The organism is Pseudaquabacterium terrae (assembly GCF_013266755.1).
Lineage (GTDB): Bacteria > Pseudomonadota > Gammaproteobacteria > Burkholderiales > Burkholderiaceae_C > Pseudaquabacterium > Pseudaquabacterium terrae.
Window position 1 is genome coordinate 18,944 of sequence record NZ_JABRWJ010000002.1, and the last position, 12,447, is coordinate 31,390.

A 12,447-nucleotide genomic window follows, 5' to 3' on the forward strand; every position below is an offset into this window, starting at 1 on the left:
ATTCTGTTGGAGGCCTTGGGAGCCTTGTTGCTGCTGGTATTCATCGTCTGGTGGACGATGTTCAGCGGGCGCCGGCGCGGCGAGCGCCGCGACGACGAATAGGCTCAATCGGGCAGCAAAAAGCTGCGCGGCCGCTCGCGCACGCGGCGCCGGATCGCCGCATACAGCCGGCGCTGATCACTCAGCGTGATGCCGCGCGAGCGCAGCGCGACGCGCAGCGCGAGCCAGAAGCTGACGCCCAGGTTCAGCACGCCGATCAAGGGCAGCGAGGCGACGCAGGACCAGAACACCGGCATCTGCAGCGTGGCCCAGCCGAGCGTGCTGGCGGCGGCCGCGAGCTGACCGGTCGACAGGGTCACGTGGCGCACGTCGATCGGCAGGCCGATGAAGGCGAACAGCGTCGGCACCAGCCCGAGCAGCAGCCCGAGCGACGCGTTGGCCGCGAGCCCCGAGATGTTGTGGCGCCACCAGTGCGCCCAGCGGCTGGCGCGCGAGGCGCCGAGCCGCGCGACGATGGCCGGGTGATGCGCGAGCGCGCTGTCGAGCCGGTGGTAGACGAACCAGTTCTCGACCCAGCCGGCGATGAAGCTGCTGCCGAACAGCAAGATGCCGGTGAACGCCGCATACAGCAGCGTCGGCCCGACGATCGGCAGCGAGTGCAGCACGTGCACGGCATCGGCATCGCCGACCAGCGGCCGGCCGAACACCCACCACGCCAGCCACTGCAGCGCCAGCACGACCGGGATCACCATCGCCAGGTTGCCGACGATGCCGGCGATCTGCGAGCGCACCAGGTGGGCGACCTCATCGACGAAGTCCTCGACCGCCGCCTCGTCGGTGACGTTGGCGAGCTTCTCGGCCATCGCCGGCGCGGTCATCGCCGGCTGCTTGGTCGCCACGGTCCAGTGCAGCAGGTGGATCGCGATGAAGCACAGCGCGTAGTTGAGGCCGGCCGCGAAGCCGTTCCAGAACGGTGCCAGGCCGAGCGCGAGCAGGCCGAACTTCAGGAACACCGTCAGCGCGATGACGCCGCCGCCGCCGCTGGCCTTGGCCAGCATCGCGCGGTACTCGGCGCGGGTGCGGGTGATGTAGTGCTCGCCGGTCTCGGCATGGCGCTCGGCGACCTTGCGCGCGAGCAGCGAGTACTGCCGCGCCAGCAGCGCGCGCAGGCTGAAGCGCTCGCGCGACAGCGCGACCAACTCGGCCAGCAGCTGCTGCAGCTCGCGCTGCGGCACGTCGGACAGCAGCACGCCGAGCAGCGCTTCGAGGCGCCGGATGCGCGCATCGAGCTGTTCCAGCTCGAACACGATGTGCACCGAGACGCCGAATTCCTCCAGGTGCGCGGTGACGCTGGCGGCGGCGCGGTGGCAGCGCTCCAGCAGCGCGCGCAGGAAGGTGACGTGGCGGCGCATCGCGGCGTCGTCGCCGCCGGACAGGGCGTCGGCCACCGCCTCTCCGGCGCGCACCAGCTGTTCGAACGGCCGGTCGGCGAGCAGGCCGGGGCTCATGCGCCGGCGCAGCTGCGGCGCCAGGCCGGCGGCGTGGATCGCGCTGACCAGCCAGGTCATTCCCTGCAGCAGCGGCGCGCGCCAGTCGGCGCCGTTGCCGTTGGTGCTGGCGCTGCCGTGGGTCGCCTGGCCATCGGCACGTGCCACCGCGAACAGCGCCGCCAGCCGGCGCAGCGTCGTCTCGTCGATCGCCCGCAGCCACGCGGCATCGCCGTCGTCGGTGAACAGCAGCGCGAACAGCACGCCCGGGTCGTCGGTGTCCGGCGTCGCCGGCAGGAAGCGCAGGCGCAGGCGCTCGCCGATCTCGCCCCAGACGTCACGCCGCGCGGTGAAACCGAAGTCAGCGAACAGCGCGGCCAGGTCGGTCTCGCGCCAGAAGCGGCCGAGCAGCGCGACGATGCGCTGGCGCGGTTCGTCGTGGCGCTCGAGCACGTTCAGCAGGTGCTTCAGCCGCAGCACCGGCCGCGGCGTCTCGTCCGGCCCGCGCTCGGCCTCGCCATGCCGCAGCCACTCGACCAGCCGCACCAGCCAGGTGTGGCGTTCCGGGCGCGCGGCTTTCGGATCGGCGGCGTTGAGCAGCGCCGTCAGGTCCCAGGCCAAATGAATGAATCTTTCTAGTGCAATGCGGCGGCGTCGGCCAGCGCGAATTCGGACACCGGCGTTTCGAACCAGTGAGCGTCGTCGGTGATGCAGAAGAACTCGCCCTGCATCGACCCCTGCGGCGTCGCGATCTGCGCCCAGCTGGTGTATTCGAACTGCTCACCGGGCTTGAGCAGCGGCTGGTGGCCGACGACGCCGAGGCCCCGCACCTGCTGCACGTGGCCGCGGTGGTCGCTGATGCGCCAGTGGCGGGCGATCAGCTGCGCGGCGACGTCGCCGGTATTGCGGATCGTCACCGTGTAGGCGTACGCGTAAAGCTCGTTGGCCGCATCGGTCTGCTCGGGCAGCGGACGAACGGCGACGCTGCAGGTGAATTCAGGACGAGACATCGGAGCATTCTAGGAAGCCTGTGAAAATCGCCGAGGTATCCGCACGTATCTCCTGCCCATCCCCCTATGTCGCGCACCTTTCGCATTGCCCCCAGCATCCTGTCCGCCGACTTCGCCCGCCTCGGCGACGAAGTGCGCAACGTCATCGGCGCCGGTGCCGACTGGATCCATTTCGACGTGATGGACAACCATTACGTGCCGAACCTGACCTTCGGGCCGATGGTCTGCGAGGCGCTGCGCAAGCACGCGTTGGCGGCCGACGGCGCCCGCGTGCCGATCGACGTGCACCTGATGGTGCAGCCGGTCGATGCGCTGGCACAGGCTTTCGCGAAGGCCGGCGCCGACTACATCAGCTTCCATCCGGACGCCAGCGCGCACGTCGACCGCTCGCTGCAGGTGATCCAGGCGGCCGGCTGCAAGGCCGGGCTGGTGTTCAACCCGGCGAGCCCGATCGACGTGCTCGAGTGGGTGATCGACAAGGTCGACCTGGTGCTGGTGATGAGCGTCAACCCCGGCTTCGGCGGCCAGAGCTTCATCGACAGCGCGCTGCGCAAGACCGAGCGGCTGCGCAAGCTGATCGATGCCAGCGGTCGCGACATCCGGCTGGAAGTCGACGGCGGCATCAAGGTCGACAACATCCGCCGCGTCGCCGATGCCGGCGCCGACACCTTCGTCGCTGGCAGCGCGATCTTCGGCCAGGCCGACTATCGCGTGGTGATCGACCAGATGCGCGCGGCGCTTGCGGCGTGAGCGGCGGCGCCCGGCTTCAAGCGGCGATCGTCGACCTCGACGGCACGCTGATCGACACCGTCGGCGATTTCGAGCTGGCGCTGAATCGCATGCTGGCGGACCTGGGCCAGCGTGGCGTGGCGCGCGCCTTCATCGAGCGCACCGTCGGCCGCGGCTCGGAGCACCTGATCCGCTCGACCTTGACCGAGGTCGGCGCCGCGCAGTCGCTCTACGACGACGCCTGGCAGCGCTACCAGGCGCACTACCTGGCGATCAACGGCCAGTGCGCGCAGGTCTATCCCGGCGTGGTCGAGGGGTTGCAGCAGTTGGTGCAGGCCGGGCTGAAGCTCGCCTGCCTGACCAACAAGCCCGGCGCTTTCGCGCGCCCGCTGCTGGCGGCCAAGGGGCTCGATCGTTTCTTCGCCCACGTCTTCGGCGGGGATGCCTTCGAGCGCAAGAAGCCCGATCCGCTGCCGGTGCAACGCGCTTGCGCGGCGCTGGGCAGCGCGCCGGCGCGCACGCTGGTCATCGGCGACTCGAGCAACGATGCGCGAGCGGCGCGCGCCGCCGGCTGCCCGGTCGTGCTGGTGAACTACGGCTACAACCACGGCGAGCCGGTCGCCGCGGCCGGCGCCGATGCGGTCATCGAGCGGCTCGATGCGCTCGATGTCGGCGCGCTGCACGGGCGCGCCTGAAGCGCTCAGTTCTCGACGCGTGGCTGCGGCTTGTGGCCGAGAAGCAGGTCCTTCAGGGCCGTATCGGCCGGCTTGCTGCCGAGCCAGATGCGCAGCAGGCCGGTGAAGAATTCCGGCTCCTTGATCGATTCGCCGACCACCTTGCCGTTGACCAGCACCGAGGTGCCGGCATTCGGCAGGAACTCGACGCTGAAGCTCTCGCCGGTATTGAGCTTCTTCTTCGCCGCGAAGATCTCGCCCATGCGGATGGTGCCGGGAATCGACTTGGCGAACTCCTCGCGCGGTGAGTTGTCCTGCATGCCGCGGGTGAAGAGCTTGCCGAGCTCGTTGGCGTCGATGTCGCGCAGCATCACGACATGGATGCGCTTCGGGCCGCCGGTGGCGATCGCAGCCTCGGGCGTGCCCGCCTTCTGCGTCAGGTACAGGCCCGCGGTGTAGACCTTGAACACCGCCTTGTAGCGGATGCCGGCGCCGTTGAGCACCAGGGTCTCGCCGCCGACGCGCACGGTGTTGTCGTACTTGACGCCGCCGACCTCGGTGGTCTGGGCGCCGGCCGGCATCGCGGCGAGCAGGCCGGCGAGGCTCAGGCCGGCGGCCGCCAACAGGGTTCGTCGAAAAATCACTGCAACTTCCTTGTCTTTCGAGCGCCCCCAAGATTGCGGGCTGGCGCAAAACCCGAAAGTATGCATACGTTTCCGAAGCCCCGCCATCAATGAAGTCACGCTTTGCGTTGCCGCAACTGCGCCGCGCTACACTCGCCGGCCTATGTTCATCACGCGCAAGCAGACCAAAGGTTCAGCGGACCGGGGAGCCTGGCCCTGGCGACACTGTCTCGCCGCCGTCTGACTTGCCGCTGGCCGACCGGCCGACTCCGTCCCCGACACCCGCATCCGGTCCCGCCACACGGCACATCGCTCGAGGTGGCTGCCGCGTTCTGACCGCGCCAGCCCCTCACCGTCGACATCGACGCACGATTGATGGCGCTCGCGCCGCGATGGCGTGAGCGTCGGGCATCAGGAGGCCCGACCCGTGATCACCGAACTCGAATTCAAGAGCCTTGCCGCGCAGGGCTTCAACCGCATCCCCTTGTTGACCGAGGCGCTGGCCGACCTCGAAACCCCGCTGTCGCTGTACCTGAAGCTCGCCGGCGGCCAGAAGCACAGCTTCCTGCTCGAATCCGTCGTCGGTGGTGAGCGCTTCGGCCGCTACTCGTTCATCGGCCTGCCGGCGCGCACGCTGTTGCGCGCGACCGGCGCGAGCACCGAGATCGTCACCGACGACCGCGTCGTCGAGACGCACGAGGGCAACCCGCTCGACGTGATCGCCGCCTACCAGGCGCGCTTCAAGGTCGCGCTGCGGCCCGGGCTGCCCCGCTTCTGTGGCGGGCTGGCCGGCTACTTCGGCTACGACGCGGTGCGCTACATGGAGCCCAAGCTCTCGCAGACCGCCAAGCCGGGCGGCCTCGACACACCGGACATCCTGCTGCTGCATTGCGAAGAGCTGGCGGTGATCGACAACCTGTCGGGCCGGCTCTACCTGATCGTCTACGCCGACCCGGCCGAGCCCGAGGCCTACTTCAAGGCCAAGCGGCGGCTCGCTGAGCTGGGTGACCGGCTGCGCTTTTCGGTGACGGCGCCGCCGGTCAAGCGCGGGCCTTCGTATGCCGTCGAGCGCGAGTTCTCGAAACAGGCCTACCTCGATGCCGTACTGAAGAGCAAGGAATACATCGCCGCCGGCGACATGATGCAGGTACAGATCGGCCAGCGGCTTAAAAAGCGCTACACCGAGTCGCCGCTGTCGCTGTACCGCGCGCTGCGTTCGCTGAATCCGAGCCCGTACATGTATTTCTACGACTTCGGCAGCTTCCAGGTGGTCGGCGCATCACCCGAGATCCTGGTGCGGCACGAGCACGTGCAGACCGCGGACGGCCAGACCGGCGACAAGATCACCATTCGCCCGCTCGCCGGCACGCGGCCGCGCGGCACCTCGCCGGAGGCCGACAAAGCCATCGAGGCCGAGCTGCTGGCCGATCCGAAGGAGCGGGCCGAGCACCTGATGCTGATCGACCTGGCACGCAACGACATCGGCCGCATCGCGTTGACCGGCAGCGTCAAGGTCACCGAGGCCTTCGTCGTCGAGCGCTACTCGCACGTGATGCACATCGTCAGCAACGTCGAGGGCATGCTGAAACCCGGCATGAGCAACATGGACGTGCTGCGCGCCACCTTCCCGGCCGGCACGCTGACCGGCGCGCCGAAGATCCGCGCGATGGAGATCATCGACGAGCTGGAACCGGTCAAGCGCGGCATCTACGGCGGCGCCTGCGGCTACTTGAGCTACGCCGGCGACATGGACGTGGCGATTGCCATCCGCACCGGCATCGTCCAGAACAACACGCTGTACGTGCAGGCGGCGGCGGGCGTGGTTGCCGACTCGGTGCCTGAGCTGGAGTGGAAGGAAACCGAGCACAAGGCGCGCGCGCTGATCCGCGCCGCCGAACTCGTCGAGGAGGGCTTCTGACATGTTGCTCATGATCGACAACTACGACTCGTTCACCTTCAACCTGGTGCAGTACTTCGGCGAGCTGGGCCAGCAGGTGGTGGTTCATCGCAACGACGAGATCACGCTCGAAGGCATCGCCGGGCTGAAACCCGAGTACCTGGTGCTGTCACCGGGGCCGTGTTCGCCGGCCGAGGCCGGCATCTGCGTGCCGGCGATCCGCGAGTTCATCGGCAAGTTGCCGATCCTCGGCGTCTGCCTCGGCCACCAGAGCATCGGTGCGGCGCTCGGCGGCAAGATCGTGCGGGCGCAGCAGCAGATGCACGGCAAGGCCAGCACGCTGGCAACTGATCAGCACGGCGTCTACACCGGGCTGCCGGCGCAGTTCAGCGTGGTGCGCTACCACTCGCTGGTGATCGAGCGCGAGAGTTGCCCGCAGGAACTGGTGGTCACGTCGACGTCGGAGGACGGCGAGATCATGGGCGTGCGCCACCGCGCGCTCGCCGGCACCGCGAATCCGCTCGAAGGCGTGCAGTTCCACCCGGAGTCGATCCTGTCGGAGCATGGCCATGCGATGCTGCGCAACTTCCTGACCCGCATGAAATGACCCACCCCCGAAGCGCCTTCGGCGCCTCCCCCTCAAGGGGGCGCCGCCAGCGGCCCGGCAAAGCCGGATCCGCGGCGGCCGCTTGGCTTGGTCGGCGTCACTGCGGGGGCAGGTTGTGCTTGAGTGACACGGAGAACCCGAGATGAAAGTGATCGACCTTCGCAGCGACACCGTCACGCAGCCGACGCGTGAGATGCGCGCGGCGATGATGGCCGCGCCGCTCGGCGACGACGTGTTCGGCGACGACCCGAGCGTCAATGCGCTGCAGGACCACGTCGCGGCGCTGCTCGGCAAGGAGGCGGCGCTGTTCATGCCGACCGGCACGCAGAGCAACCTGTGCGGCCTGATGGCGCACTGCCAGCGCGGCGACGAATACATCGTCGGCCAGGGCGCCCACACCTACCGCTGGGAGGCCGGCGGCGCCGCGGTGATGGGCAGCATCCAGCCGCAGCCGCTGAACAACCAGCCCGACGGCTCGCTGGCGCTGGCCGACATCGAGGCGGCGATCAAGCCGGACGACCCACACTTCGCGCGCTCGCGGCTGCTGTGCCTGGAGAACACGATCGGCGGCAAGGTGCTGTCGCTCGACTACCAGCGCGCGGCGACCGATCTGGCACGTTCGAAGGGCCTGGCGGCGCACCTCGACGGCGCGCGGCTCTTCAATGCCGCCGTCGCGATGGGCGGCGATGCGAAGGCCAACGCGCGGCGCATTGCCGATCTGTACGACAGCGTCTCGGTGTGCTTCAGCAAGGGCCTCGGCGCGCCGGTCGGCTCGGCGCTGGTCGGCTCGTCGGACTTGATCGCCCGCGCCAAGCGCATCCGCAAGATGGCCGGCGGCACGATGCGACAGGCCGGCCTGCTGGCCGCCGCCGCGCAGCACGCGCTCGACCACCACGTCGAGCGCCTGGCCGAGGACCATGCGAATGCGCGCCTGCTGGCCGAAGGACTGACCGGCCTGCCCGGCGTGACCGTCGTGACGCCGGACACCAACATCGTCTTCGTCGACCTGGCGAAGGACCGCGACGGCCAGGCCGTCGTCAAGGCGGCCGAAGCGCGCGGCGTGCGCTTCACCGGCCTGTACCGGCTGCGTTTCGTCACCCACCTCGACGTCACGCGCGAGGACGTCGAACGCGCCCTGCGCATCCTGCGCGAGATCTTTTGAGCCCCCTTCCAGCGAGCGTCGCCATGTCGATCACCAACACCGAAGCGCTGACCCGCGTCATCGATCACCGCGAGATCTTCCACGACGAGATGCTGGCGCTGATGCGCCGCATCATGAGCGGCGAGATGTCGCCGGTGATGATCGCCGCGTTCGCGATCGGGCTGCGCGTGAAGAAGGAAACCATCGGGGAGATCGCCGCCGCGGCGCAGGTGATGCGCGAGTTCGCGACGCCGGTGGTGGTGGCCGATCGCACGCACCTGGTCGACATCGTCGGCACCGGCGGCGACAGCTCGCACACCTTCAACATCTCGACCGCGTCGACCTTCGTCGCCGCGGCCGCCGGCGCGCGCGTCGCCAAGCATGGCGGGCGCAGCGTGTCGTCGACCTCCGGCTCGGCCGACGTGCTGGAGGCGCTCGGCGCCTGCATCACGCTGGCGCCGGAGCAGGTCGCGACCTGCCTGGCCGAGACCGGCATCGGTTTCATGTTCGCGCCGAACCACCATGCATCGATGAGGCACGCGGCGCCGGTGCGCAAGGAGCTCGGCGTGCGCACGATCTTCAACATCCTCGGGCCGCTGACCAATCCGGCTGGCGCGCCGAACCAGCTGATGGGCGTGTTCCACCCCGACCTGGTCGGCATCCAGGTGCGGGTGCTGCAGCGTCTGGGCTCCGAGCACGTGCTCGTCGTCTACGGCATGAACGGCATGGACGAGGTCTCGCTGTCGGGCGAGACGCTGGTCGGCGAGCTGAAGAACGGCGAGGTGCGGGAGTACACCGTGCATCCGAGCGACTTCGGCCTGCCGGTCTACGACTCGCGCGTGCTGCGTGTCGCCAACAAGGAAGAGTCGGTGCAGTGCATCCAGCGCGCGCTGGCCAACGAAGACGGACCGATCCGCGACATCGTGCTGTTGAACGCCGGCGCGGCGCTCTATGCGGCGGGTGTTGCCGGCAACGTGGTCGAAGGCGTCAAGCGGGCGCGCGAAACGGTGGCTTCCGGCGCGGCGGCGGCGAAGCTGAGCCAGTTCGTCGCGGTGACGAACAAGCTGCGGCCGGCCTGAGCGGCAAGCGCCATGTCCTCCGACATCCTGCAGCGCATCGTCGCGGTCAAGCACGAGGAAGTTGCGGCGGCGCGCGCGCAGCGCGACCTGGCGTCGATCCGGGCCGAGGCCGAAAGCCACCACGACACACGCGGCTTCGTCAACGCGCTGCGCGCCAAGCGCGCGGCCGGGCTGCCGGCGGTGATCGCCGAGGTCAAGAAAGCGAGCCCGAGCAAGGGCGTGATCCGCGAGCACTTCGTGCCGGCGGAGATCGCCGCCAGCTATGCCCGCCACGGCGCGGCCTGCCTGAGCGTGCTGACCGATCGCGGCTTTTTCCAGGGTGCGCCCGAGCACCTGCGCGAGGCACGCGCGGCCTGCGTGCTGCCGGTGATCCGCAAGGACTTCATCGTCGACCCGTACCAGGTCTACGAGGCGCGCGGCATGGGCGCTGACTGCATCCTGCTGATCGTCGCCTGCCTCGATGACGGGCGCATGGCCGAGCTCGAGGACTGCGCCTTGCGGCTCGGCATGGATGTGCTGGTCGAGGTGCACGACGGCGACGAGCTCGAGCGTGCGCTGAAGCTGAAGACGCCGCTGCTGGGCATCAACAACCGCAATCTGCGCAGCTTCGAGGTGTCGCTCGACACCACGCTCGCGCTGAAAGCTCGCGTTCCGGCCGACCGGCTGCTGGTGACCGAGTCCGGCATCCTCACGCCGGCCGACGTGCAGCGCATGCGCGCGGCCGACGTGCACGCCTTCCTGGTCGGCGAGGCCTTCATGCGCGCGCACGACCCCGGCGCGGCGCTCGCCGCGTTGTTCGGATGACGGTCGACAACCGGCTGGTGGAGCCGCTCGACGCGGTGCTCGATCGTGCGCCCGCCGACTGGCGGCCGGTGATCGAGGCCTGGCGTGCCGGACCGGCGGGTCGCCAGCTGATCGAGTTCGTCGAGTCGCGCCGCCGGGCCGGCGCGGTGATCTATCCAGCGCACGTGCTCGCCGCGCTCGAGCGCACGCCACGCGCGGCGGTGCGGGCCGTGATCCTCGGCCAGGATCCCTACCACGGCGCGGGCCAGGCTGAAGGCCTCGCGTTCTCGGTGCCGGCTGGTGTGGCCGTCCCGCCGAGCCTGCGCAACATGCTGGCCGAGCTGGCGCGCGACCTCGGCATCCCGCGCAGCACCGGCGGACACCTCGGCGGCTGGGCGGAACAGGGCGTGTTGCTACTGAACACCGTCCTGACGGTCGAGGACGGCCAGCCCGCCTCGCATGCGAAGCGCGGCTGGGAGTCGCTGACCGATGCGCTGATCCGCACGACGGCCACCGATCCCGGCGGCAAGGTCTATCTGCTGTGGGGCGCACATGCGCAGGCCAAGGCGCCGTTGATCGACGCCGCCGGCGGGGGGCGTCACCAGGTCCTGGCGGCCAATCACCCGTCGCCGTTGTCCGCGCGCCGCCCGCCGGTGCCCTTCCTCGGATGCGGCCACTTCGGCCGCGCGAGGGAGTTCATCGCCGCGCAGTCCGGCGGCGGCAGCGGGATCGACTGGGGGCGCTGATCCGGCGCCCGGGCGCTGATTGCCGGCTTGTCCGGATCTGCTATAGTCGCGGGCTCGCTGCGGAGGGGTGCCCGAGTGGCTAAAGGGGGCAGACTGTAAATCTGTTGGCTTACGCCTACGCTGGTTCGAATCCAGCCTCCTCCACCACAGCGAAAAGTATTGGAAGGTCTGTTGCGCGGTGTGATGCTGGTCCGCGCAGCAGGCAAGGCGGGAGTAGTTCAATGGTAGAACCTTAGCCTTCCAAGCTAATGACACGGGTTCGATTCCCGTCTCCCGCTCCAGCGTCCGTCGCCAGGGGTCTGAGTTCAGTAGCAAGAGCCCAGACCTGTGTCGATGCCCATGTGGCTCAGTGGTAGAGCACTCCCTTGGTAAGGGAGAGGTCGCGCGTTCGATCCGCGCCATGGGCACCAACCTCATCAACATCTATTGCAACGTCAATTCCTGTTTGATCGCGAGGAGCGCGCAACATGGCAAAGGGTAAGTTCGAACGGACCAAGCCGCACGTGAACGTGGGCACGATTGGTCACGTGGACCATGGCAAGACGACGCTGACGGCGGCGATCACGTCGGTGCTGGCATCGAAGTTCGGCGGCGAGGCGAAGGCCTACGACCAGATCGACGCGGCGCCGGAAGAGAAGGCGCGCGGCATCACGATCAACACCGCGCACGTCGAGTACGAGACGGCCAACCGGCACTACGCGCACGTGGACTGCCCGGGCCACGCCGACTACGTGAAGAACATGATCACGGGTGCGGCGCAGATGGACGGCGCGATCCTGGTGTGCTCGGCCGCTGACGGCCCGATGCCGCAGACGCGCGAGCACATCCTGCTGGCCCGTCAGGTCGGCGTGCCCTACATCATCGTGTTCCTGAACAAGTGCGACATGGTCGACGACGCCGAGTTGCTCGAGCTGGTCGAGATGGAAGTGCGCGAGCTGCTCGACAAGTACGAATTCCCCGGTGACGCCACCCCGATCATCCACGGCAGCGCCAAGCTGGCGATGGAAGGCGACAAGGGCCCGCTGGGCGAACAAGCCATCATGAAGCTGGCCGATGCGCTGGACGCCTACATCCCGACGCCCGAGCGAGCGATCGACGGCGCCTTCCTGATGCCGGTCGAAGACGTGTTCTCGATCTCGGGCCGCGGCACTGTGGTGACGGGCCGGGTCGAGCGTGGCGTGATCAAGGTCGGCGAGGAAATCGAGATCGTCGGCATTCGCGCGACGCAGAAGACGACCTGCACCGGCGTCGAGATGTTCCGCAAGCTGCTGGACCAGGGCCAGGCCGGTGACAACGTCGGCATCCTGCTGCGCGGCACCAAGCGTGAAGACGTCGAGCGCGGCCAGGTCCTGTGCAAGCCGGGCAGCGTCAAGCCGCACACGCACTTCACAGCCGAGATCTACGTGCTGAGCAAGGAAGAGGGCGGACGCCACACGCCGTTCTTCAACAACTACCGCCCGCAGTTCTACTTCCGCACGACGGACGTGACCGGCGCGGTCGAGTTGCCGAAGGACAAGGAGATGGTGATGCCTGGCGACAACGTCAGCATCACGGTCAAGCTGATCAACCCGATCGCGATGGAAGAGGGCCTGCGCTTCGCGATCCGCGAAGGTGGCCGCACCGTCGGCGCCGGCGTCGTCGCCAAGATCATCGAGTAAGAACGTTTCCGCG

12 protein-coding genes and 3 tRNA genes are annotated in these 12,447 nt (G+C 68.7%); 12 read left to right on the forward strand and 3 right to left on the reverse strand.

Features of this window, described 5'->3' with window-relative positions:
• Positions 1–104: 104 nt before the first annotated feature.
• Both HLB44_RS05190 and apaG read right to left on the reverse strand, forming a co-directional pair.
• Positions 105–2,108: a site-specific recombinase gene (locus tag HLB44_RS05190; RefSeq protein WP_217283548.1), complete on the reverse strand. Its 2,004-nt coding sequence runs from the start codon at positions 2,106–2,108 to the stop codon at positions 105–107.
• 14 nt (positions 2,109–2,122) lie between these two features.
• Entirely contained in the window at positions 2,123–2,497 is a 375-nt protein-coding gene (gene apaG, locus HLB44_RS05195) for a Co2+/Mg2+ efflux protein ApaG (protein WP_173121384.1), read from the reverse strand.
• Between the two features lie 66 nt (positions 2,498–2,563).
• Between apaG and rpe the strand changes: the two genes are divergently transcribed.
• Together rpe and gph are read left to right on the forward strand one after the other, a co-directional pair.
• Entirely contained in the window at positions 2,564–3,247 is a 684-nt protein-coding gene (rpe, locus tag HLB44_RS05200; protein ID WP_173121386.1) for a ribulose-phosphate 3-epimerase, read from the forward strand.
• On the forward strand, positions 3,244–3,921 hold the full coding sequence (gene gph / locus HLB44_RS05205) for a phosphoglycolate phosphatase (protein WP_173121388.1): 678 nt from the start codon (positions 3,244–3,246) through the stop codon (positions 3,919–3,921). Before rpe ends, gph begins: the two co-directional genes overlap by 4 nt.
• A 5-nt stretch (positions 3,922–3,926) precedes the next feature.
• Here the strand turns inward: gph and HLB44_RS05210 are convergent, their stop codons facing one another.
• Positions 3,927–4,541: a chalcone isomerase family protein gene (locus HLB44_RS05210; protein ID WP_425500793.1), complete on the reverse strand. Its 615-nt coding sequence runs from the start codon at positions 4,539–4,541 to the stop codon at positions 3,927–3,929.
• Positions 4,542–4,950: 409 nt separating this feature from the next.
• On the opposite strand from HLB44_RS05210, the gene trpE reads away from it, so the two are divergent.
• From trpE to tuf, 10 genes are all read left to right on the forward strand, one after another.
• Positions 4,951–6,441: an anthranilate synthase component I gene (gene trpE, locus HLB44_RS05215; RefSeq protein WP_173121390.1), complete on the forward strand. Its 1,491-nt coding sequence runs from the start codon at positions 4,951–4,953 to the stop codon at positions 6,439–6,441.
• A 1-nt stretch (position 6,442) separates the two neighbouring features.
• Entirely contained in the window at positions 6,443–7,027 is a 585-nt protein-coding gene (locus tag HLB44_RS05220) for an aminodeoxychorismate/anthranilate synthase component II (protein WP_173121392.1), read from the forward strand.
• Between the two features lie 142 nt (positions 7,028–7,169).
• A complete protein-coding gene (ltaE, locus tag HLB44_RS05225; protein WP_173121406.1) occupies positions 7,170–8,189 on the forward strand; it encodes a low-specificity L-threonine aldolase in 1,020 nt (339 codons plus the stop codon).
• A 23-nt stretch (positions 8,190–8,212) separates the two neighbouring features.
• Entirely contained in the window at positions 8,213–9,247 is a 1,035-nt protein-coding gene (gene trpD / locus HLB44_RS05230; RefSeq protein ID WP_173121408.1) for an anthranilate phosphoribosyltransferase, read from the forward strand.
• A gap of 12 nt (positions 9,248–9,259) precedes the next feature.
• Complete coding sequence (trpC, locus tag HLB44_RS05235; protein ID WP_173121410.1) at positions 9,260–10,051, forward strand: indole-3-glycerol phosphate synthase TrpC; 792 nt, start codon at positions 9,260–9,262, stop codon at positions 10,049–10,051.
• Complete coding sequence (locus HLB44_RS05240) at positions 10,048–10,776, forward strand: uracil-DNA glycosylase (RefSeq protein WP_173121412.1); 729 nt, start codon at positions 10,048–10,050, stop codon at positions 10,774–10,776. Before trpC ends, HLB44_RS05240 begins: the two co-directional genes overlap by 4 nt.
• A gap of 61 nt (positions 10,777–10,837) precedes the next feature.
• Positions 10,838–10,923, forward strand: a tRNA-Tyr gene (locus tag HLB44_RS05245).
• 60 nt (positions 10,924–10,983) lie between these two features.
• Positions 10,984–11,057, forward strand: a tRNA-Gly gene (locus HLB44_RS05250).
• Between the two features lie 54 nt (positions 11,058–11,111).
• Positions 11,112–11,186: transfer RNA gene (locus HLB44_RS05255), tRNA-Thr, on the forward strand.
• 57 nt (positions 11,187–11,243) lie between these two features.
• Positions 11,244–12,434, forward strand: coding sequence for an elongation factor Tu (gene tuf, locus HLB44_RS05260; RefSeq protein ID WP_173121414.1), 1,191 nt, complete (start codon positions 11,244–11,246; stop codon positions 12,432–12,434).
• The last annotated feature ends 13 nt before the right edge of the window (positions 12,435–12,447 follow it).

What these genes read in the sequence shown, in the direction of transcription:
- rpe (WP_173121386.1), top strand. Translation starts at nt 2,564, where the DNA reads ATGTCGCGCACCTTTCGCATTGCCCCCAGCATCCTGTCCGCCGACTTC.
- tuf (WP_173121414.1), top strand. Translation starts at nt 11,244, where the DNA reads ATGGCAAAGGGTAAGTTCGAACGGACCAAGCCGCACGTGAACGTGGGC.
- trpC (WP_173121410.1), top strand. Translation starts at nt 9,260, where the DNA reads ATGTCCTCCGACATCCTGCAGCGCATCGTCGCGGTCAAGCACGAGGAA.
- HLB44_RS05240 (WP_173121412.1), top strand. Translation starts at nt 10,048, where the DNA reads ATGACGGTCGACAACCGGCTGGTGGAGCCGCTCGACGCGGTGCTCGAT.
- HLB44_RS05220 (WP_173121392.1), top strand. Translation starts at nt 6,443, where the DNA reads ATGTTGCTCATGATCGACAACTACGACTCGTTCACCTTCAACCTGGTG.
- trpD (WP_173121408.1), top strand. Translation starts at nt 8,213, where the DNA reads ATGTCGATCACCAACACCGAAGCGCTGACCCGCGTCATCGATCACCGC.
- apaG (WP_173121384.1), bottom strand. Translation starts at nt 2,497, where the DNA reads ATGTCTCGTCCTGAATTCACCTGCAGCGTCGCCGTTCGTCCGCTGCCC.
- ltaE (WP_173121406.1), top strand. Translation starts at nt 7,170, where the DNA reads ATGAAAGTGATCGACCTTCGCAGCGACACCGTCACGCAGCCGACGCGT.